General features: G+C 70.9%; 14 protein-coding genes and 1 pseudogene. All 15 read left to right on the top strand.

The genetic code is table 11. The annotated features are described in order from the left end of the window. Positions 1 to 16: 16 nt before the first annotated feature. Positions 17 to 2,257 (top strand): NAD-dependent DNA ligase LigA, encoded by a 2,241-nt coding sequence (gene ligA / locus P3T39_RS28190; protein WP_280701937.1) that lies wholly within the window; start codon positions 17 to 19, stop codon positions 2,255 to 2,257. Between the two features lie 415 nt (positions 2,258 to 2,672). Further along, positions 2,673 to 4,337: pseudogene (locus P3T39_RS28185) on the top strand (bifunctional diguanylate cyclase/phosphodiesterase); the annotation flags it as partial. Between the two features lie 399 nt (positions 4,338 to 4,736). Beyond that, complete coding sequence (gene gatC / locus P3T39_RS28180; RefSeq protein WP_035797834.1) at positions 4,737 to 5,033, top strand: Asp-tRNA(Asn)/Glu-tRNA(Gln) amidotransferase subunit GatC; 297 nt, start codon at positions 4,737 to 4,739, stop codon at positions 5,031 to 5,033. A gap of 5 nt (positions 5,034 to 5,038) precedes the next feature. Continuing rightward, entirely contained in the window at positions 5,039 to 6,532 is a 1,494-nt protein-coding gene (gatA, locus tag P3T39_RS28175; protein WP_280701879.1) for an Asp-tRNA(Asn)/Glu-tRNA(Gln) amidotransferase subunit GatA, read from the top strand. Continuing rightward, on the top strand, positions 6,529 to 6,771 hold the full coding sequence (locus P3T39_RS28170; protein ID WP_280701877.1) for a hypothetical protein: 243 nt from the start codon (positions 6,529 to 6,531) through the stop codon (positions 6,769 to 6,771). The genes gatA and P3T39_RS28170 overlap by 4 nt, the downstream gene beginning before the upstream one ends. A gap of 38 nt (positions 6,772 to 6,809) precedes the next feature. Next, the gene (gatB, locus tag P3T39_RS28165) at positions 6,810 to 8,318 is read left to right on the top strand and encodes an Asp-tRNA(Asn)/Glu-tRNA(Gln) amidotransferase subunit GatB (RefSeq protein ID WP_280701875.1); all 1,509 of its coding nucleotides are present in this window, start codon (positions 6,810 to 6,812) and stop codon (positions 8,316 to 8,318) included. A 340-nt stretch (positions 8,319 to 8,658) separates the two neighbouring features. Then, positions 8,659 to 8,847: a hypothetical protein gene (locus P3T39_RS28160; RefSeq protein ID WP_280701873.1), complete on the top strand. Its 189-nt coding sequence runs from the start codon at positions 8,659 to 8,661 to the stop codon at positions 8,845 to 8,847. Positions 8,848 to 8,966: 119 nt separating this feature from the next. Then, positions 8,967 to 12,101, top strand: coding sequence for an AAA family ATPase (locus P3T39_RS28155; RefSeq protein ID WP_348534394.1), 3,135 nt, complete (start codon positions 8,967 to 8,969; stop codon positions 12,099 to 12,101). 310 nt (positions 12,102 to 12,411) lie between these two features. Next, positions 12,412 to 15,555 (top strand): EAL domain-containing protein, encoded by a 3,144-nt coding sequence (locus P3T39_RS28150; RefSeq protein ID WP_280701869.1) that lies wholly within the window; start codon positions 12,412 to 12,414, stop codon positions 15,553 to 15,555. 294 nt (positions 15,556 to 15,849) lie between these two features. Continuing rightward, positions 15,850 to 17,703 (top strand): acetolactate synthase large subunit, encoded by a 1,854-nt coding sequence (locus P3T39_RS28145; RefSeq protein ID WP_280701867.1) that lies wholly within the window; start codon positions 15,850 to 15,852, stop codon positions 17,701 to 17,703. A gap of 34 nt (positions 17,704 to 17,737) precedes the next feature. After that, entirely contained in the window at positions 17,738 to 18,262 is a 525-nt protein-coding gene (gene ilvN, locus P3T39_RS28140; protein ID WP_280701935.1) for an acetolactate synthase small subunit, read from the top strand. 102 nt (positions 18,263 to 18,364) lie between these two features. After that, entirely contained in the window at positions 18,365 to 19,363 is a 999-nt protein-coding gene (gene ilvC, locus P3T39_RS28135; RefSeq protein ID WP_280701865.1) for a ketol-acid reductoisomerase, read from the top strand. Between the two features lie 233 nt (positions 19,364 to 19,596). Further along, positions 19,597 to 21,183 carry a phosphoglycerate dehydrogenase gene (gene serA, locus P3T39_RS28130; RefSeq protein WP_280701933.1) on the top strand — a complete coding sequence of 529 codons (1,587 nt, stop codon included), beginning with the start codon at positions 19,597 to 19,599 and terminating at the stop codon, positions 21,181 to 21,183. Positions 21,184 to 21,341: 158 nt separating this feature from the next. Further along, positions 21,342 to 21,965 (top strand): LURP-one-related family protein, encoded by a 624-nt coding sequence (locus P3T39_RS28125; protein ID WP_280701863.1) that lies wholly within the window; start codon positions 21,342 to 21,344, stop codon positions 21,963 to 21,965. A 286-nt stretch (positions 21,966 to 22,251) separates the two neighbouring features. Next, on the top strand, positions 22,252 to 22,407 hold the full coding sequence (locus P3T39_RS28120) for a hypothetical protein (protein WP_280701862.1): 156 nt from the start codon (positions 22,252 to 22,254) through the stop codon (positions 22,405 to 22,407). Positions 22,408 to 22,469: the final 62 nt, after the last annotated feature.

Below are 22,469 nucleotides of genomic sequence, written 5' to 3'. Positions count from 1 at the left end.
GTAGGAGGGCGGCGTGGTGGCTGTCGAGGGCTGGGAGCAGGTGCCGGTGGAGGTGCGGGAGCGGCACGTCGAGCTGGCGGCCGAGATCGAGGAGCACCGGTTCAAGTACTACGTCCTCGACGCTCCGGTGGTCAGCGACGCCGAGTTCGACCGGCTGATGCGCGAGTTGGAGGCGATCGAGGCCGAGCACCCGGTGCTGGTCACGCCCGACTCGCCGACGCAGAAGGTCGGTGGTGCCCCCACCACGCTCTTCGCCGAGGTCCGGCACCGCGAGCGGCTGCTCAGCCTGGACAACGCGATGGACGACGAGGAGCTCGCCGCCTGGGCCGAGCGCGTCGCCCGTGAACTCGACGGCCTGACCTACCACTACCTGTGCGAACTCAAGGTGGACGGCCTGGCGGTCAACCTCACCTATGAGAACGGCCGTCTGGTGCAGGCCGCCACCCGCGGTGACGGCCGGGTCGGCGAGGACATCACGGCCAACGTCCGCACCATCAAGGAGATCCCGCACCAGCTCAAGGGCGACAACATCCCCGAGCTGGTGGAGATCCGCGGCGAGGTCTACCTCCCGACCGACAAGTTCGAGGAGCTCAACGCCTCGCTCGCCGCGGAGAACGAGCGCCGCAGGTCGGAGAACGAGCGGCGGGAGAAGGAGGGCAAGCGCCCGCAGGCCCTGCTGAAGCTGTTCGCCAACCCCCGTAACGCCGCCGCCGGTTCGCTGCGCCAGAAGGACCCGCTGGTCACCGCCTCCCGTCCGCTGCACATGGTGGTGCACGGCATCGGCGCCCGGGTCGGCTTCGACATCGACTGCCAGTCGCACGCCTACGGGTTGCTGCACGACTGGGGCCTGCCGACCGCCCGGCACAACCGCGTGGTCGCCACCCTGGACGAGGTGCGCGCGTTCATCAAGCAGTACGGCGAGCAACGCCATTCGGTCGAGCACGAGATCGACGGCGTGGTGGTCAAGGTGGACGAGATCGCCCTGCAGGGCCGGCTCGGCGCCACCTCCAAGTCGCCGCGCTGGGCGATCGCCTGGAAGTACCCGCCGGAGGAGGTGACCGGCAAGCTCGCGAGCATCCAGGTCGGCATCGGCCGCACCGGCCGGGCCACCCCGTTCGCGGTGCTGGCCGAGCCGGTGAAGGTGGCGGGGTCGATGGTCCAGTACGCGACCCTGCACAACCAGCAGGTGGTCAAGGCCAAGGGTGTGCTGCTCGGCGACACCGTGGTGCTGCGCAAGGCGGGCGACGTCATCCCCGAGATCCTCGGCCCGGTCGAGGACTTGCGGGACGGCTCCGAGCGCGAGTTCGTGATGCCCAGGGAGTGCCACGAGTGCGGTACCGAGCTGCGTCCGATGTCCGAGGGCGACATCGACCTGCGCTGCCCCAACGCGCGGTACTGCCCGGCCCAGGTGCGTGAGCGCATCGCCTACCTCGGCGGGCGCGAGTCGCTGGACATCGAGGGCCTGGGCTACGTCGCGGCCACCGCGCTCACCCAGCCGCTGGAACCCGAGGAGCCGCCCGTCAAGAACGAGGGGGACATCTTCGGCCTGACTCTGGAGCAGCTGCTCCCGATCAAGGTGAAGGTGCGTGACCAGAAGTCCGGTATGCCCAAGTTGGACGACCGGACGGGCAAGGAGAAGGTGGTGACCTTCTTCGCCAATCTCAAGGGCGAGCCCAAGAAGACGGCCGGCATCCTGCTGGAGAACCTCGAAAAGGCCAAGGAGCGCCCGCTCTGGCGGTACGTCAACGGCCTGTCGATCCGCCATGTCGGCCCGGTCGCCGCCCAGGCGCTGGCCCGTGAGTTCCGCGACATGGACCGGATCTTCGCCGCCTCCGAGGAGGAGCTGGCCGCCACCGAGGGCGTCGGCCCGATCATCGCCCGCTCCATCAAGGAGTGGTACGAGGAGGAGTGGCACCGGGAGATCCTGGAGAAGTGGCGGGCCGCCGGGGTCCGGTTCACCGAGGAGGCCGCCGAGGAGGAGGGCCCCCGTCCACTGGAGGGTCTCACCGTGGTGGTGACGGGCACGCTCACCGATCACACCAGGGACGGCGCCAAGGAGGCGCTGACCTCGCGTGGTGCGAAGGTGACAGGGTCGGTATCGAAGAAGACGGATTTCGTCGTGGTCGGTGACAACCCCGGTTCCAAGTACGACAAGGCAGTTCAGCTCGGTCTTGCGGTGCTGGACGACGCCGGCTTCGCCGTCCTGCTCGACCAGGGCCCCCAGGCCGCCCGCGCCCATCTCGGGCTGGAGCCGTGACCTCCGGAGCCACCCTCCCCGGGGCGCTCTGACCGGGTGTCAGGAAATGCCGGAGAGCCGACCTACGTTACCGTCCTGATGCCACCTCGCCCGGGTTCCTGCGCTGGAAAGAGGGCATTCTGTCACTGAGCGGCATCCGTGGCGGGTGGCGCGCTCAGGGATGTCCGAAAGTCCGCCCTCCCGGCGGACACCGGCATACCCTGGTGCGCAACAGAGTGTCAGCAGGGGTTGGCGGCACCGGGCTTGCAATCCGGTTCCGCAGGGGACGCCCCGTCACTGGCGCCCACCGGCACCAGCAGGTGCCGCACCGAAAGGCGGCCTGACGGGGCGGGCCCGACGGAGGACAGGGCATATGGATCGTACGACCGGCGGTGCGCCCACACGCCCGCCGCAGGGGGTGGCAGGTGCGGTCCTGCTGCTCGGCGTGCTGCTGGCCGGCGCCGCGCCGCTCATACCGCTGGCCGTTCTGGTCTACCGGTACGAGCCCGAGCTGTTGCCGCTCTTCGCGGTGCCGCTGGCCGTACTGGTCGCCGCCTGGCGGATGGCGCGGGACCGCGCCCGGGATCAACTGACCGATCCGCTCACCGATCTGCCGAATCGCCATGCCCTGCTGCTGGCGGCGCAGGAGGCGATCGCCGAACACGATGGCGAGGAGGAGTACAGCGTCGGGCTGATCCTGCTCGACCTCGACCGTTTCCGATCGCTCAACGACGCACTCGGACACACCGCGGGCGACCGCTTACTCGTGCACATCGCCCGCCGTCTGCACCGCGCGCTGCGCACCGGCACCCACCACCCGGGACGGGAGGACCCGGACGACGTCTTCTCCAGCCTGCCGCCGACGATGCAGAACGGCGGCCGCCCGGTGGTCGCCCGGCTCGGCGGGGACGAGTTCGCCGTCCTGCTTCCCGGCGTCGGCCGCCCCGAGACCCTGGAGCGCGTGGCCAAGGCGCTGATCGCCGAGCTCGCCGCGCCCATCCGGCTCGACGGCCTGCTGCTGGTCCTGGAGGCCAGCGCCGGGGTCTGCGTCTACCCCGAGCACGCCCAGGACGCCGAGGCCCTGCTGCGCCGCGCCGACGTCGCCATGGGCCACGCCCAGCACCGGCGCAGCGGCGTCGAGCAGTACGACGAGGCCAGGGACATCGACACCCCGTACCGGATAGGTCTGCTCGGCGATCTGCGCCGGGCCCTGGAGGCCGGTGAGGTCCTGCTGCACTACCAGCCGAAGGTGGCCTTCGACGGCCGGGTGGTCGGCCTGGAGGCGCTGGTGCGCTGGGAGCGGCCGGGCCAGGGCCGGGTTCCCCCGGACGAGTTCATCGGGCTGGCCGAGTCCAGCGGCCTGATGCCCCGGCTCACCGACTACGTGCTGGAGGCGGCCGTCGGCCAGCTCGCAGCCTGGCGGGCCCAGGGCCTCCAGGTGCAGGTCGCCGTCAACGTCTCGCCGCGCGATGTGCTCAACCCCGGCTTCGCGGGACGGGTCGCGGACCACCTCGGCCGCCACCAGGTGCCCGCGCACGCCCTCCAGCTGGAGATCACCGAGCGGCTGCTGCTGGACGACTCCAGGCTCGCCGCCGACACCCTGGCAGAGCTGCGCCGCTTCGGCGTCGGCATGTCGCTGGACGACTTCGGCACCGGGCACTCCTCGCTGGTGCGGCTGCGCAGCCTGCCGGTCGGTGAGCTGAAGATCGACCGTTCCTTCGTCTCCCGGATGGTCGCCGACGACCACGATGCGGCGGTGGTCCGCTGCTCGGTCGAGCTGGCGCACTCGCTCGGGCTGACGGTGGTCGCCGAGGGCGTCGAGGACGACGAGACCTGGGAGCAGCTGCACAGCCTCGGCGTGGACGCCGTCCAGGGCTGGCTGGTCTCCGCCGCGCTGCCCGCCGACCAGGCCACCGCCTGGCTGATGGTGCACCGCACGGGGGCGCCGCCGGTCGAGCTGGTGGCGGCGCCGCCGGTGCCGCAGCCCCGCCCCGCGATCAGCCAGCCCCGCCCGGCGCTCGGTCAGCCCCGCCAGGCGATCAGCCCCCCGTGCTCCGCGATCGTCCAGCCGGAGCTGCGGGCACCCACCACGCCGCAGTGATCCAAGGCAGGGCCTGGGCCCCGTCCGGCGCGCCGGACGGGGCTCGTCCTCAGACCCTCCGGCAATTGGGTGGCGGCGTCGCGACGCCGGGGCACGCACCTCGCCGCGTTGCCGTCGGTCGCCGCAGCTCCGCTGCTACTCCCTCCTCCGCCCTGCGCTGCACGCACCCCACCGCCGCTCCTTCACCCACCCCCCAATTGCCGGAGGGTCTTATCCGGCCTCCGTGCTGCTGATCGGCCCGGGCAAGGCGCGCTCCCCGGTATTCCCGTGGCCGATGTCCATGGCACGGGCCATAGGATGTGTGTCTAGACCAAGAGGACGGGTGTGCCCGAGAGGCCCCCGCCCGGGCCGGACACCTGGTGTCCGGCCTCATCCAGAACTCACCTTGAGGATCGCTGCATGCCTGGCATCACGCGCGAGGAGGTTGCCCACCTCGCTCGGCTGTCGCGTCTTGAGTTGCAGGCCGAAGAGCTGGACCACTTCGCCGAGCAGCTCGACGTGATCATCGGCGCGGTCGCCCGCGTTTCCGAGGTCGCCGGACAGGACGTCCCGCCGACCTCCCACCCGCTTCCGCTGACCAACGTCATGCGGGCGGACGAGGTGCGGCCGTCGCTCACCCCGGAGCAGGCGCTCTCCGGCGCCCCGGCCGCCGAGGAGCAGCGTTTCCGAGTGCCGCAGATCCTCGGGGAGGACTGACCGAGATGACCGACCTGATCCGCTACACCGCGGCCGAGACCGCTTCCGCCATCGCCGCCGGCGAGGTGAGCGCGGCCGAGGTGGCCCAGGCCCACCTGGACCGTATCGACGCCGTCGACAAGAAGGTCAACGCCTTCCTGCACGTCGACACCGAGGGCGCCCTCAAGGCCGCCCGCGCGGTGGACGAGAAGCGCGCCAAGGGCGAGAAGCTGGGCCCGCTGGCCGGTGTCCCGCTGGCGCTCAAGGACGTCTTCACCACCGAGGGCGTCCCGACCACCTGCGGCTCCAAGATCCTCGAAGGCTGGATCCCGCCGTACGACGCCACGCTGACGAGCCGTCTGAAGGACGCCGGCGTGGTCATCCTCGGCAAGACCAACATGGACGAGTTCGCGATGGGCTCCTCCACCGAGAACTCCGCCTACGGTCCGACCGGCAACCCGTGGGACCTCACCCGCATCCCCGGTGGCTCCGGCGGCGGTTCGGCTGCCGCGCTGGCGGCCTTCGAGGCCCCGCTGGCCATCGGCACCGACACCGGCGGTTCGATCCGCCAGCCCGGCGCCGTCACCGGCACGGTCGGTGTGAAGCCGACCTACGGCACGGTCTCCCGCTACGGCCTGGTCGCCTTCTCCTCCTCCCTGGACCAGGGCGGCCCCTGCGCCCGTACCGTCCTCGACGCGGCCCTGCTGCACGAGGCCATCGCCGGGTACGACCCGCTGGACTCCACCTCCATCGACGCGCCGGTCCCGGCCGTGGTCGAGGCCGCCAAGCTGCGCGACGTGCGCGGCATGCGGATCGGTGTGGTGAAGGAGTTCGCCGGCGAGGGCTACCAGGCCGGCGTGATGCAGCGCTTCAACGAGAGCGTCGAGCTGCTGCGCGAGCTGGGCGCGGAGGTCGTCGAGGTCTCCTGCCCGTCCTTCACCCTCGCGCTGCCCGCGTACTACCTGATCGCGCCGAGCGAGGCGTCCTCCAACCTGGCCCGCTTCGACGCCATGCGCTACGGCCTGCGGGTCGGCGACGACGGTACGCGCTCCGCCGAGGAGGTCACCGCCCTCACCCGCGAGGCAGGCTTCGGCGACGAGGTCAAGCGCCGCATCATCCTCGGCACCTACGCGCTCTCCTCGGGCTACTACGACGCCTACTACGGCTCGGCCCAGAAGGTCCGCACCCTGATCTCGCGCGACTTCGACGCCGCTTTCGCCGGCGTCGACGTGCTGATCTCGCCGACCACGCCGACCACCGCCTTCCCGATCGGCGAGCGAGCCGACGACCCGATGGCGATGTACCTGGCGGACCTGTGCACCATCCCCTCGAACCTCGCGGGCAACGCGGCCATGTCGCTGCCCTGCGGTCTGGCCCCGGAGGATGATCTCCCGGTCGGCCTGCAGATCATCGCCCCCGCGATGGCGGACGACCGCCTCTACCGGGTGGGCGGCGCCGTCGAGGCCGCACTCAACGACAAGTGGGGACACACCCTGCTGGAGGAGGCACCGGCTCTGTGAGCAGCACTGTGGCAAAGGCAAAGGGCTTCAAGCACTCGAAGCCGGGTCTGTGGCTGTCCATCGGCACCAGCGCCTTCGGAGCGGTCTCGATCGTCAAGGACGTCAAGAAGGCACGCCTGGAGCAGGACACCCTCAAGCTGATCAACGCCGTGGTCGGCGCCGTGGCCCTGGTCACCGGTACCGCCCTGCTGGTGCGCGAGCTCCGGCAGCTCGGTGACGACGACGTCCTCCTGGGCTGACGGCCCGTACCGCCAAGACTTTTAGTGAAGGGGACGCTGTGAGCGTCGTTAGCCTGGTCCCGTACGAGGATGCTCTTGCCTCGTACGACCCGGTGATGGGCCTTGAGGTCCACGTCGAGCTGGGTACCAAGACCAAGATGTTCTGCGGCTGTTCGACCGAGCTCGGGGCCGAGCCGAACACCCAGACCTGCCCGACCTGCCTCGGCCTGCCCGGCTCGCTGCCGGTGGTCAACGCGATCGGTGTGGAGTCGGCCATCAAGATCGGCCTGGCACTGAACTGCGAGATCGCCGAGTGGTGCCGGTTCGCCCGGAAGAACTACTTCTACCCGGACATGCCGAAGAACTTCCAGACCTCCCAGTACGACGAGCCGATCGCCTTCAACGGCTACCTCGACGTCCAGCTGGAGGACGGGGAGACCTTCCGGGTCGAGATCGAGCGGGCCCACATGGAGGAGGACACCGGCAAGTCCAGCCACGTCGGTGGCGCGACCGGCCGTATCCACGGGGCCACGCACTCGCTGCTCGACTACAACCGGGCCGGCATTCCGCTGATCGAGATCGTCACCAAGCCGATCGAGGGTGCCGGTGCGCGTGCCCCCGAGGTCGCCAAGGCGTACGTCGCCGAGCTGCGCGAGCTGATCAAGGCGCTGGGCGTCTCCGAGGCCCGGATGGACAAGGGCCAGATGCGCTGCGACGTCAACCTGTCGCTGCGCCCGAACGGCACCGAGAAGTTCGGTACGCGCTCGGAGACCAAGAACGTCAACTCCCTGCGCAGCGTGGAGCGGGCCGCCCGGTTCGAGATCCAGCGGCACGCCGCGGTGCTGAGCGACGGCGGCTCCATCGTCCAGGAGACCCGGCACTTCCACGAGGACAACGGCACCACCACCTCGGGCCGGATCAAGGACAACGCCGAGGACTACCGGTACTTCCCGGAGCCCGACCTGGTGCCGATCGCCCCCTCCCGGGAGTGGGTCGAGGAGCTGCGGGCCGCGCTGCCCGAGCTGCCGCGGGTCCGCCGGGCCCGGCTGCAGGCCGAGTGGGGCCTGTCCGACAAGGACATGCAGTCCGTGCTCAACGCCGGTGCGGTGGAGCCGATCCAGGAGACCATCGCGGCCGGCGCCCCCGCCGACCAGGCCCGCAAGTGGTGGATGGGCGAGCTGGCCCGCCGGGCCAACGAGACCGGCACCGACCTCGCCGAGCAGCCGATCACCCCGGCCCAGGTGGCCCGGGTCTGCGCGCTGGTCGCCGAGGGCAAGCTGAACGACAAGCTGGCCCGTCAGGTCATCGAGGCCGTCCTGGCCGGCGAGGGCGAGCCGGACGCGGTCGTGGAGCAGCGCGGCCTGGCCGTCGTCTCCGACGACTCGGCGCTCGGCGCGGCTGTCGACCAGGCCATCGCCGAGAACGAGGCCGTCGCCGCCAAGATCCGTGACGGCAAGGTCGCCGCGGTCGGCGCACTGGTCGGCGCGGTCATGAAGGCCACCCGCGGCCAGGCCGACGCGGCCCGGGTGAAGGACCTCATCCTGGAGAAGCTCGGCGTCCAGGCCTGAGTAGGGCAACCGCCAAGGGGCGCGGGAACCGCGCGAGCAACCCTCTACGGAGGTGCAGGGTCGCTCGCGCAGTTCCCCGCGCCCCTTGGGCTGTACGGGGTCGATGCACGGTTCTTGGAGCCTCGCGCCCCTGGGATGCCCCCGTCCTGATGGGTTGCCTACGGGCGGACGCCCTAAGTACCCAGGCAGTGCAACGCATGCCCGTGCCTAAGGAGCTGAGGCGTCGGAAGATGCGGCATGCTGCCGATGCGGGGTGCCCCTCTGGGGGAGGAGTCTCTTACCAGGACGACGGAGGACCGGCCGAAGGGGCCGGCAGTCGTCCGGTACGAGGGGGACCCCGATGTTCGAGTACGAGCTCATCCAGAACCGCACCGAGGAGCTGCGGCGTCGGGCCGAGCACGACCGCCTGGTCCGCGAGGCGCTGGCGGTCCGTACGGCCGGTCGGCGCCCGGGTGTCCTGGCCCGGCTGGGCCGCGGTCTGCGGAGCCCGGTCACCGCGCCGCGCGCCGCGCAGCTCGGCGAATGCTGACAGAAGAGCACAACCCGGGTGCGGAAGGGGAGGACGCCAACGGCGCCTCCCCTTCCGGCCGTCCGGCCCCCGGGACAACCGCTCAGTGGCCGTCGGGCAGCTGTGGCATGCTCGCCGCTGTGGAGCAGATATCGTCGATCAGTCCTGTCTTCGTCGGCCGCGGCGCCGAGACCACCGCACTGGCCTCGGCCCTGAGCCGGGCCGAGGCGGGGGAGCCGCAGACGGTGCTGATCGGCGGTGAGGCCGGGGTCGGCAAGACCCGGCTGGTGGAGGAGTTCCTGACGGCCTCGTGCGGCAGGACCGTGGTCACCACGCTCGGCGGCTGCCTGGAGGTCGGTGCCGAGGGTCTCCCGTACGCGCCGCTGGCCACCGCGCTGCGCCGGCTGCACCGCAAGCTGGGCACCGAACTCGACCGGGCCGCCGAGGGTATGGCGGGCCATCTGTCCAGGCTGCTGCCGGAGTTCGGCGAGACGGATGCCGAGCCGAACGACGAGTTCGGCCGGGCCAGGCTCTTCGAGCACACCGCCCGCCTGTTCGAGCGGCTGACCGCCGACCGGACTCTGGTGCTGGCCGTCGAGGACCTGCACTGGTCCGACCGCTCCACCCGGGAGCTGCTCGCCTATCTGATCCGCACCCTGCACCGCTCCCGGGTCCTGATCGTCGCCACCTACCGCAGCGACGACCTGCACCGCCGCCACCCGCTGCGGCCCTTTCTGGCCGAACTCGACCGGCTGCGCACCGTGCAGCGACTGGAACTGGCCAGATTCGGACGCAACGAGGTCGCCGCGCAGCTGGCCGGCATTCTCGGCACCGAGAGCAGCGAGACCCTCGACCGCGACCTGATCGACCGGATCCACTGCCGCTCGGAGGGCAATCCCTTCTTCGTCGAGGAACTCGCCAGCGCCCACCTGGACGGCTGTCCGGCCGGGCTGACCGACTCGCTCCGCGACATCCTGATGGTCCGGGTCGAGGCCCTGCCGGACGAGACCCAGCAGGTGATCAGATTCGCTGCCGAGGGCGGCTCGTACGTCGAACACGCACTGCTGGCCGCAGTCCTGGACGAGGGCGGGACGGCGTCGGCCGAGGCGCTGCGCGAGCAGGAGCTGATCGAGGCGCTGCGCAACGCCGTCGGCGCCAATGTGCTGCGCCCGGACACCGACGGCGAGGGCTACCGCTTCCGGCACGCCCTGGTCCGCGAGGCGGTCTCCGAGGACCTGCTGCCCGGGGAGCGCTACCGGATCAACCGCCGTTTCGCCACCGTGCTGGAGGCCAACGAGACCCTGGTCGGCTGTGAGACCCGCCCGGCCCGGCTGGCCAACTACTGGTACCACGCCCACGATCCGGCGCGGGCGCTGCCGACCGCTCTGGAGGCCGCCAGGGCGGCCCGCCGCCGCAACGCCTTCGCCGAGCAGCTGCGGATGCTGGAACGGGCGCTGGAGCTGTGGGACGAGGTCTCCGAGGAGGTGCTGGCCGACACCCTGCGCCCGTACGACTGGGCCGAGACCTACCCGCCGTGCGGCTGCGCGCCCACGGCTGCGAACGGCGCCGGCCACGACGCCTCCTGCGACCGGCTCCAGCTGGTGGACGTGCTCGCCGAGGCGGTGGTGGCAGCCCGCCGCAGCGGCGACCGCGAACGCGGACTGCGCCTGGCCAAGCGGGCGTTGAAGCTGGTGGACGAGCAGGAGAACCCGGAGCGTGCGGCCTGGTTCCGGATGCACCGCTCCCGGATGCTGGGCTATCTGCACCGCAGCGGCGGCGACGAGGAGATCGAACACGCCCAGCGGCTGGTGGCGGACCGCCGGCCCTCGGCCGTGCAGGCGGACGTGTTCGCGATGGCCGCCGCGCGCGCGATGCTGGGCCATCCGGCCGTCGGTGACATCGCGCTGGCCGAGCGGGCGGTGGAGATCGCCCGGCAGGTCGGTGCGGCCGGGGTGGAACAGCACGCCCGGATGACCCTGGGCAGCCTGTACGCGCACTTCGGCGACCTGGAGGGCGGCGTCGCACTGCTGACCGACGCGGTCGAGAAGTCCAGGACGCTGGGCGCGGACCTGTACTGCCGGGGCCTCAACAACCTGGCCAGCCAGTTGCTGGGCCTGGGCCGGGTGACCGAGGCCGAGCAACTGGCCCGCCGGGGTCTGGAGGCGGCCGGCAGCACCGGACTGCTGGCCAACACCGGGTCCATCCTGACCGGCAACCTGGCCGAGGCGCTGATGCTGCTCGGCCGCCCGCGCGAGGCCGCCGAGCTGCTGGCCGCCTGGGACGACCGGTTGGGCTCCGGCGCGTACCACGAGTTCCTGGACCGGCTGCGCGCCGAACTCGCCCTGGAGCAGGGCGACACGGCGGCGGCTGCCGGATATCTGGCCAAGGCCAGGGCGGCGGTCAAGGCCGTCGAGCCGCAGCACGCGCTGCCCACCGCCCGGCTGGCGATGCGGATCGCCGCCCGTTCGGGCCGCCCGCTTCAGGCGCGGGCCGAACTGCTCGCCGTACTGGACGCCGAGATCGAACGGTATGCGGCGTCCAGCGGCCTGCTCGTCGACTCGGGCGCGGGCTGGGTGCTCCCGGTCCTGGTCGACGGGGCGGCGATCGAGGCGGACACCAGGGGCCTGCCGGCCGCCGGGCCGGGGCGCGCCGCGGTGCTGGCCAGGATCTCCGGGGCGGTCGCCGGGCTCGATCCCAAGGTCCCGCTGCACATCGGCTGGCTGCGGCTGCTGCGGGGCGAGCTGGCCCGTGCCGAGGGTGCCGACACACCGGAGCACTGGACGGCGGCGATCGAGGTGCTGCGCTCCGCCGACTCCGGTGAGCCGTTGCTGCTCGCGCTCTACCGGGGTGCCGAGGCGGCCGCGACTGCCGGGCAGCGGGCCGCGGCGAGCGAGCTGCTGCGGGAGGCGGGCGCGCTGGCAGCGGCCCGGGAGAATCGCCAACTGGAGTGGGACATCGCACGGTTGGCCGAGCGGGCCGGGCTCGCTCCCGGTCTCCGCCCGGCCGAACGGATCTCCGAGGCTGTCGAACGAACGCCCGAAGGCGTCGAGACCTTCGGCCTCACCCCGCGTGAGCGGGATGTGCTGCGGCAGCTCACCCTCGGCCGTACCAACCGGCAGATCGCCGAGGAGCTCTACATCTCGCCCAAGACCGCGAGCGTGCACGTCTCCAACATTCTGGCCAAGCTGGAGGTCGCCTCGCGCGGCCAGGCGGCGGCCCTCGCGCACCGGCTGCGGCTCTTTCCGGCCGAGGAGTTGGTGTCCGCTGGGGCATAGTCCGAGTGACCCGTGCGCCCCGCTCGTGCGCCGCTGCCAACCGGGGCGATCCGCCCGAGAACGGGGCACATCACCACGCACAGGCCATTACTCTAAGTTGAATGTGCGTCTCATTGAGTGACCGGAGTGGTGTAGTGTCCCGGGAGGGAACACCGGTACGGCGTAGCGGAACCGCTCCGTCCAGCGCCTCTGTGGGTACCGGAAGCAGCCTGCGGGGATGCTGGAGTGACGTGGCGTCAGATCACTTCACGCGGTGGCACGGCCGAGGCTCGGGCATGTGCACGCCTCGGGCCGGAGGGGGAGATGTCGAGTGAACTCCACCGATGCGGTGCTGCCCGCGCCCCCCGTGGACGGCGGCCCCGACGGCGGTGCGCACGGGGGCCGCGGCAGTGACGGCCGCACCCATGGCGGCGGGGAGGGCATCGAGGATCCCCGCAGCGGCAGGCTCCCCGGCGCCCTGCTGGTCACCGTCTGCCTGGGCTATGCGCTCGGTGCGGCGCTCGGCTGGGGATCGCACCAACTGGCCAGCTTCATGGGGGACTTCGGCCTGGCCGGGGCTGCGCTGGCCGCAGCCCTCTCCTGCCTGCTGTACGGCTGCACCGCGGGCGGTCCCTCCCGGCCGGCCTGGCTGCTGTTCGGGCTCTCCTCCCTGATGATCGCCATCGGCAACGGCACCTGGGGCTGGTACGAGGTGGTGCTGCTGCGCACCTCCGTTCCCCGGGACTCCCTCGCCGAGTACGCGTTCCTGCTGTTCGCCCCGCTGGCCATCATCGGTGTGGCGGTACTCGCCCAGCGCCCCCGGACGGCGGCCGGCTGGCTCTGCCTGCTGCTGGACGGCTGGCTGGTGGCCGGTTCGCTCTTCACCCTCAGCTGGAGCCTGGCCCTCGGCCGGGTCGCGGCGGGAGAGGGCGACGACCCGGTGCGGCTCGCCCTGCGCCTGGCCTACCCGGTGCTGGACATCCTGCTGGTCAGCCTGGTGCTGGGCCTGCGCAACCGGGGTCGGGACGGCAACCGGGCGGCCGTGCACACCGCGCTGGTCGGGCTGGCCGTCACGGTGGTCTGCGACGCCCTGTTCACCTCGCCCGAACTGCAGAGCAGTTACCACTCCGGCGAGCTGCTGGACGCCGGCTGGTTCGCCGGCAGTGTGCTGCTCGCCTGGGCGCCCTGGTCGCCCGACCGCAGCCGTCCGAGCCGAGAGCACCCGTCCGCCGGCGGTGCCCCGCGCCGCCGGGTGGCCACCACCTTCAGCGCTCTCACCCCGTACGTCGCGGCGGCCGTCTGCACCTCGGGAATCGTCTACAACGCCCTGGGCGGACGGCCGTTGGACCCCGTGATGATCGTATCGGCCTGCACGGTGGGCTTCGCCCTGCTCCTTCGGCAGGCGGTGATGCTGCTGGACAACCTCTCGCTGGCGCAGGAACTCGCCCAGAAGGAGGCGCACTTCCGCTCCCTGGTGCAGGGTTCCAGCGACGTCATCATGATCGCGGACGCCAACGGTGTGCTCTCGTACGTCAGTCCGGCGACGCTCACCGTCTACAGCCGCGATCCGGAGGAACTGGTCGGCGGCAACCTGCTCAACCTGGTCCACCCGCACGACGTGGACCGGGTGCTGGCCGGGATGCGGCGGCTGATGGGCCAGCATCCGGGGCGGCGCGGCGCCGACGGGGGCGCCGCCGAGCCCTCGGCCCGGATGGAGTGCCGGGTCCGCTCGGGGGACGGCCACTGGCTGCATGTCGAGTCCACCGTCAACCGCTACCGGGACGGGATGATCCTCAACAGCCGGGACGTCACCGAGCGGGTGATACTGCAGGCCCAGCTGCACCACAACGCCTTCCACGACCCGCTCACCGACCTGCCCAACCGCGCCCTGTTCTCCCAGCAGGTCCGCGCCGCCCTGGGCGAGCGCTCCGGCGAGCACCCCGGTGACCGTCCTGGCGAGCGCCCCGGCGAGGGCGCGCGCGAACACCCCGACACCGACGAGTCCACCGTGGCCGTGCTCTTCCTCGACCTGGACGGCTTCAAGGCGGTCAACGACACCTCGGGACACCAGGTCGGCGACGAGCTGTTGGTCCAGGCCGCCCGCCGCCTCCAGGGCGCCGTACGCGCCGGGGACACCGTCGCCCGTTTCGGCGGCGACGAGTTCGCCGCCCTGGTCTGCGGGCGGCTCGGTCACGCCCAGGTCCAGGACCTGGCCGAGCGGGTCCGCGCCGCGCTCTCCGAGCCGTACTGGATCGGCGGCGCGGAGCTCGGCGTCGCGGCCAGCATCGGCATCGCCTTCGGCCGGCGCGGCCAGGCCCCTGCCGCCGGTACGGCGGAGACCGACCCCAAGGCCGCCACCGACGAGCTGATGCGCAACGCCGACCTGGCGATGTACCGGGCCAAGTCCGAGGGAAAGGGCCGGGTGGTGCTCTACACCCCGGCCATGCGGGCCGAGTTGGAGCGCCGCGCCGAGCTGGAGGAGCGACTGCGCCTCGCCGTCCGGGAGGGCAGCTTCACCCTCCTCCACCAGCCCGTGGTGGACCTCGTCACCGGGGTGGTCACCGCCGTCGAGGCGCAGGCCAGATGGCGCTCCGCCCAGGGCCTGGTGCTCACCCCGGCCGAGTTCCTGCGCACCGCCGAGCGGGGTGACGCCGCGACCCGCTTCGCCCACTGGATGCTCCAGGAGGCGGTCACCGCCGCGGCCGCCCGCCGCGCCGCCGCAGGCGGGCCGCGTGCCGTCCCCGTCCCGGTCACCGTCCGCCTCAGCGCCGAGCGGCTGTGCGCCCCCGGTATCTACGAGACCATCGTCAGCGTGCTCAGGGAGACCGGCCTGCCCGCCGAGCAGTTGGTGATCGAGCTGGCCAGGACGGGCCCGGACGGCGAGGCCGACGAGCTCGGCCGCCGGCTGGCCGCGCTGCGCCACCACGGGGTGTCCACGGCGGTCGCGGGCTTCGGTGCGGGCGGCGGCTCGCTGGGTGCGCTCGCCCGGCTGCCCTTCGACGCGCTCAAGCTGGACCGCAGCCTGGTCCAGGACCTCGCCGACTCCACCCTGACCAGGGTGCTGGCCGGTCACGCCCTGCGGCTCGGCCGCGACCTCGGCCTGGTCACCACGGCGGAGGGGGTGGATCAGCCCCGCCAGATCTCCGTCCTCCAGGAGCTGGGCTGCCGGCTGGGCCAGGGCCTCGCCTTCGCCCAGCCCCTGGACGAGCACCGGCTGCGCCGGGCGCTGGCCCGCCGGGTCTACCCGCTGCCGAGGCCCGTGGGCCCGCCCTCGGGTCGCCGCGCCTACCTGGCCGCCGACACCCGATCGGGTGGCCGTGAGCCGGCCGGCGAGGGGGTCCCCCCTGCCGGAGGCCGGGGGAGGGTCGTACACCATCACACGGTCTCCGACCTGCCGGATCGGCGGGCTTTGCCGGGCAGTTGCGCCGGTCCCAACGGCGGTCCGCATAGCGAGACGGCCGTCCCACCCACTTGACACTCGGCACCGCAGGGGAGGAAGGTCGGTCCCATGCGCACCCGAATTCTCGTACTTGGCGGGCGCGTCGGCTGAGCGGACCATGGAGTCCTGCTCGTGAAAGACCGACGCGCCACCCCTCGCATGCCCTTGGCACGAGGGGTTTTTTGTTGCACTGACACTGCTCGACCACCGCAAGACCACTGGCTTCAATCCCCATAAATCGGGACGATTGAGGCAGAGCCGGAGACGGCCCACCAGCACGGTAGGTCCCTCGACTACCGGGGCCGACAGAACCCGAGAAGAGACAGGCAGATGACTGAGCACGCCGCATCCCCCCGCCGCGGGGACAACCCGGCCGCCCATGCTCCGGGGCCCAATAACGTCGTCGAGACGATGACCGGCGCGCAGTCGCTCATCCGTTCGCTGGAGGCCGTAGGCGCGGACACCGTCTTCGGCATCCCGGGCGGCGCCATCCTTCCCGCGTACGACCCGCTGATGGACTCCAGCAAGGTGCGCCACATCCTGGTCCGCCACGAGCAGGGCGCCGGCCACGCCGCCACCGGCTACGCGCAGGCCACCGGCAAGGTCGGTGTCTGTATGGCGACTTCGGGCCCGGGCGCGACCAATCTGGTCACCCCGATCGCCGACGCCTACATGGACTCGGTGGCGATGGTCGCGATCACCGGCCAGGTCTCCTCCAAGGCGATCGGCACCGACGCCTTCCAGGAGGCGGACATCTGCGGCATCACCATGCCGATCACCAAGCACAACTTCCTGGTCACCGACCCGGCCGAGATCCCCCGGGTGATCGCCGAGGCCTTCCACATCGCCGCCACCGGACGCCCGGGCCCCGTCCTGGTCGACATCGCCAAGGACGCCCTGCAGGCCACCACCACCTTCCGCTGGCCGGTGGAGACCTCGCTGCCCGGCTACCGGCCGGTCACCAAGCCGCACGCCAAGCAGATCCGCGAGGCCGCGAAGCTGCTGGTCGGCGCCAAGAAGCCGGTCCTCTACGTCGGCGGCGGCGTGCACAAGGCGCAGGCCAGCGCCGAGCTGCGGATCCTCGCCGAGCTGACCGGCGCGCCCGTGGTCACCACCCTGATGGCGATCGGCGTCTTCCCGGACAGCCACCCGCAGCACCTGGGCATGCCCGGTATGCACGGCAGTGTCCCGGCGGTCACCGCGCTGCAGAAGGCCGACCTGCTCTTCACCCTGGGCGCCCGCTTCGACGACCGCGTCACCGGCAAGCTGGACAGCTTCGCCCCGTCCGCCAAGATCGTGCACGCCGACATCGACCCGGCCGAGATCGGCAAGAACCGCCCGGCGGACGTGCCGATCGTCGGCGACGCCCGCGAGGTCCTCGCGGACCTGATCGTCGCGATCCAGGCGGAGTTCGACGCCGGGCACAAGGGCGACTACAGCGACTGGTGGGTCAAGCTCAACGAGTGGAAGAAGACCTACCCGCTCGGCTACGAGAGCGCCCCCGCCGGGGAGCTCGCCCCCCAGCAGGTGATCGAGCGGATCGGCCAGATCGTCGGCCCGGAGGCCATCTACGCCGCGGGCGTCGGCCAGCACCAGATGTGGGCCTCGCAGTTCATCAACTACGAGAAGCCCGCCACCTGGCTCAACTCCGGCGGCGCGGGCACCATGGGCTACGCCGTCCCGGCCGCGATGGGCGCCAAGGCGGGCAAGCCGGACACCGTGGTCTGGGCGATCGACGGCGACGGCTGCTTCCAGATGACCAACCAGGAGCTGGTCACCTGCGCGCTGAACAACCTCCCGATCAAGGTCGCCGTCATCAACAACGGCTCGCTGGGCATGGTCCGCCAGTGGCAGACCCTGTTCTACAACCAGCGCTACTCCCACACCGTGCTGCACTCGGGTCCTGAGCACGACGGCATCGAGCCGCCCGCCCAGGGCACCCGGATCCCGGACTTCGTCCTGCTCGCCGAGGCGATGGGCTGCGTCGGTCTGCGCTGCGAGCGCCCCGAGGACCTGGACGCGGTGATCAAGCAGGCGATGGAGATCAACGACCGCCCGGTGGTCATCGACTTCATCGTCCACCAGGACGCCATGGTCTGGCCGATGGTCGCGGCCGGCACCAGCAATGACGAGATCCTGTTCGCCCGGGGCGTCCGTCCCGACTTCGGCGACGACCTCGACTGAGTCCCGACCATCCGATAGAGAGCTCATGACCACCATGTCCAAGCACACCCTCTCCGTCCTGGTCGAGAACAAGCCCGGCGTGCTCGCCCGCATCGCCGCCCTGTTCTCCCGTCGGGGCTTCAACATCGACTCCCTCGCCGTCGGCCCGACCGAGCATCCGGACATCTCCCGGATGACCATCGTGGTCAACGTCGAGGACCTCCCGCTGGAGCAGGTCACCAAGCAGCTGAACAAGCTGGTCAACGTGATAAAGATCGTCGAGCTGGACCAGGCCCAGGCCGTCCAGCGCGAGCTGGTCCTGGTCAAGGTCCGTGCGGACGCCGAGACCCGCTCGCAGGTCGTCGAGATCGTGCAGCTGTTCCGGGCCAAGACGGTCGACGTCTCGCCGGACGCGGTGACCATCGAGGCCACCGGCAGCTCCGACAAGCTGGAGGCGATGCTCAAGATGCTGGAGCCGTACGGCATCAAGGAACTTGTGCAGTCCGGTCTGGTGGCGGTCGGGCGCGGTGCCCGTTCGATCACCGACCGCTCGCTGCGCGCCCTCGACCGCTCCGCGTAGGAGCAGGTGTCTCACCCTCTGAAGTACTGCCCCACACCCTCGCCGGGTCCAACTACCGTAGGCAGGACCCGGCATCACCATCACGCAAGGAGATGTGCCCCCGTGGCCGAGCTGTTCTACGAAGACGACGCCGACCTGTCCATCATCCAGAGCCGCAAGGTCGCGGTCATCGGCTACGGCAGCCAGGGCCATGCCCACGCGCTGTCCCTGCGCGACTCGGGCGTGGACGTTCGGGTCGGCCTGAAGGAGGGCTCCAAGTCCCGTGCGGCGGCCGAGGAGGCCGGTCTGCGCGTGGTCAGCCCGGCCGAGGCCGCGGCCGAGGCCGACGTCATCATGATCCTGGTGCCGGACCCGATCCAGGCCGACGTCTACAAGGAGTCCATCGAGCCGAACCTGAAGGCGGGCGACGCCCTGTTCTTCGGCCACGGCCTGAACATCCGCTTCGGCTTCATCAAGCCCCCGGCCGATGTCGACGTCTGCATGGTCGCGCCGAAGGGCCCGGGCCACCTGGTCCGCCGTCAGTACGAGGAGGGCCGCGGCGTTCCGTGCATCGTGGCCGTCGAGCAGGACGCCACCGGTGGCGGCTTCGCCCTGGCCCTGTCGTACGCCAAGGGCATCGGCGGCACCAAGGCCGGCGTCATCAAGACCACCTTCAAGGAGGAGACCGAGACCGACCTGTTCGGTGAGCAGGCCGTCCTCTGCGGTGGCACCGCCGCCCTGGTCAAGGCCGGCTTCGAGACCCTGACCGAGGCCGGCTACCAGCCGGAGATCGCCTACTTCGAGTGCCTGCACGAGCTGAAGCTCATCGTCGACCTGATGTACGAGGGTGGCCTGGAGAAGATGCGCTGGTCGGTCTCCGAGACCGCCGAGTGGGGCGACTACATCACCGGCCCCCGCATCATCACCGACGCCACCAAGGCCGAGATGAAGAAGGTCCTCGCCGAGATCCAGGACGGCACCTTCGCCAACACCTGGATCGCCGAGTACAAGGCCGGTCTGCCGAAGTACAACGAGTACAAGAACGCCGACTCGGAGCACCTGCTGGAGACCACCGGCAAGAAGCTGCGCAAGCTGATGAGCTGGGTCGACGAGGAGGCGTGACCTCCCTCTGAGGCCTGTTGACCGGCCTTGTACAACGAGGCTGTTCCCGTCCGGGTGATTTCGCCGGACGGGAGCAGCCCGGCCCTCCGCCCGTCGATACACTTCCGAGTGCGCGTCAGGCCCACAGCGTCGTGCGTCTAACTACGCGGCATGCCACCTTCCCCCTGACTGGGCACGCCACCTACGTGCCGGGGTGAACCGGACAGTTAAGGACAAACACTGTCGTGAGCACTGTGACACCCAAAAACGCTGTCGTACTGATTGCCGAAGAGCTGTCCCCCGCCACCGTCGACGCGCTGGGCCCCGACTTCGAGATCCGCCACTGCAACGGTGCGGACCGAACCGAGCTGCTGACCGCGATCGCGGACGTGGACGCCATCCTGATCCGCAGTGCCACCAAGGTGGACGCCGAGGCCCTGGCCGCCGCCAAGAAGCTCAAGGTCGTCGCCCGCGCCGGTGTCGGCCTGGACAACGTGGACGTCTCCGCCGCCACCAAGGCCGGTGTGATGGTCGTCAACGCGCCGACCTCCAACATCGTCACCGCCGCCGAACTCGCCTGCGGCCTGCTGATCTCCGTCGCCCGCAACATCGCGCCGGCCAACGCCGCGCTCAAGCAGGGCGAGTGGAAGCGCAACAAGTACACCGGTGTCGAGCTCTCCGAGAAGGTGCTCGGAGTCGTCGGCCTCGGCCGGATCGGCGTGCTGGTCGCCCAGCGGATGTCCGCCTTCGGCATGAAGATCGTCGCGTACGACCCCTACATCCAGGCCGCCCGCGCCGCCCAGATGGGCGTCAAGCTGGTCACCCTCGAAGAGCTGCTCCAGGTCTCGGACTTCATCACCGTCCACCTGCCCAAGACCCCGGAGACCCTCGGCCTGATCGGCGACGAGGCGCTGCACAAGGTCAAGCCGACCGTGCGTATCGTCAACGCCGCGCGCGGTGGCATCGTGGACGAGGCCGCGCTGGTCAGCGCGCTGCGCGACGGCCGGGTCGCCGGTGCGGGCCTGGACGTCTACACCAAGGAGCCGTGCACCGACTCGCCGCTGTTCGCCTTCGACAACGTGGTTGCCACCCCGCACCTGGGTGCCTCCACCGACGAGGCGCAGGAGAAGGCCGGTATCGCCGTCGCCAGGTCGGTCCGCCTCGCGCTGGCCGGCGAACTGGTGCCGGACGCGGTCAACGTCCAGGGCGGCGTGATCGCCGAGGACGTCCGCCCGGGTCTGCCGCTGGCCGAGAAGCTCGGCCGGATCTTCACGGCGCTGGCCGGCGAGGTGGCCGTCCGCCTCGATGTCGAGGTGCGCGGCGAGATCACCCAGCACGATGTGAAGGTGCTCGAACTCTCCGCACTCAAGGGCGTGTTCGAGGATGTCGTGGCCGAGACGGTGTCGTACGTCAACGCCCCGCTGTTCGCCCAGGAGCGCGGCGTCGAGGTCCGCCTGACCACGTCCAGCGAGAGCCCCGAGCACCGCAATGTGATCACCGTCCGCGGCACCCTGGCCGACGGCAGCGAGATCGCCATCTCCGGCACGCTCTCCGGCCCCAAGCAGATCCAGAAGATCGTCGGCGTGGACGCCTTCGACGTGGATGTGGCGCTCACCGACCACATGGCCTTCTTCAAGTACGAGGACCGCCCCGGTGTGGTCGGCACCCTCGGCCGGATCCTCGGCGATGCCGGTATCAACATCGCGGGTATGCAGGTCGCCCGGGACGGCGGCGGCGCGCTGGCCTCGATCACCGTGGACACCGAGGTGTCCCAGGAGGTGCTGGCCGAGATCTCCGCCGCGATCGGCGCACAGTTCGCCCGTTCGGTCAACCTCGGCTGACACCGCCTCGGCCGACACCGCCTCGGCGGGTTCCTCCCGACAGCCCCTCCCACCTGTTGTGCTGATTGTGCAACAGAGCCCGGGGAGGGCTGTCGGTCCTTGGGCGGCGACCTCTACAGTCATGTCGAACGATCGCACGACCAAAAGGGGAATCCCGCATGAGTGACGGTTTCGGCAGCCTGCTCGGAGTTGCGCAGCAGCTGCTCGGCAATGCGCAGCAGCAGGGCCACGGGGAGCAGCACGACAACTTCCTGCAGGGCCTGAGCCAGCGTCTGCTGGACGGTCACGAGCCGGTGCAGAACGGCGTGACCTACGAGATCGACGAGAAGTTCTTCTCGCCCACCCACGACTTCTGGATCAAGCGCGGTGGCGAGCGCGTCTTCCAGGTCGACGAGAAGATGTTCAGCTTCAGCGGTGCCATCGCCCTCCAGGACGTGAACGGCAACGAGCTGTACCGGATCTCCGAGAAGATCATGACGCTCCGCGACATCCGCTACATCCAGCGGGGTGAGCAGCGGATCGCCACCGTCAAGAAGGCCCTCTTCTCACCGCTGGTCTACAAGTTCACCGTGACCTTCGAGAACGGCGCCGAGCTGCACGTCACCGGCAACATCACCGACCACCAGTACGCCATCACCTACGGCGAGCAGGAGGTCGCGCACATCGCCCGCAAGTGGTCGCTGCTGAGCGAGCACTACGGCGTCACCATCGTCCCCGGCCAGGACGACGCGCTGATCCTCACCATCGCGGCCTGCGCCGAGGCCATGGTGCTGGACGACTGACCGTCCGCCAGCTGCCCAAGGGGCCGGGACCGCACTGGTCCCGGCCCCTTTTGCGCGTCCCGGGTGAACCTCGTCTCAGATACTAGGAAATCCAACTATTCGAGCAGACAGCGCCCCTTCGGCGTCGTACCGTGAAAGGGCCATACGGTGAGCCACCCCTGACAAGCAGGGGCGTGGCCCGTGTGCGCCGTACGCACATCGGCAGGCGATCCCTGACCGGCGTACCCCACCTCCTGAACCCCCGTGGTGCACAGCCCTGCTGTGCACGTGCCCCAAGGAGCCCGGTATGCCCCCCACCGCAGAGCGTCACGCCACCCCGACCTCCCCCGTCCGCACCCCGCGCCGCCGTCGCCGCGCGGAGCCCGACCCGCACGCCTGGGTCGCGCTCCAGCGTGCCCTCGACCGGCGCGACAACGGCGGCGTCACCGGCCACGAGGACTGAGCCGGGGCCCGGCGCGGCCGTTGAGCCGAAAGCCTGACGGCTGGTCACTCACAGGAGTGCAC

Source organism: Kitasatospora sp. GP82 (assembly GCF_029892105.1).
GTDB lineage: Bacteria > Actinomycetota > Actinomycetes > Streptomycetales > Streptomycetaceae > Kitasatospora.
The sequence above is the reverse complement of the archived record's forward strand: the minus strand, read 5'-3'. Positions and strand labels throughout refer to the sequence as shown.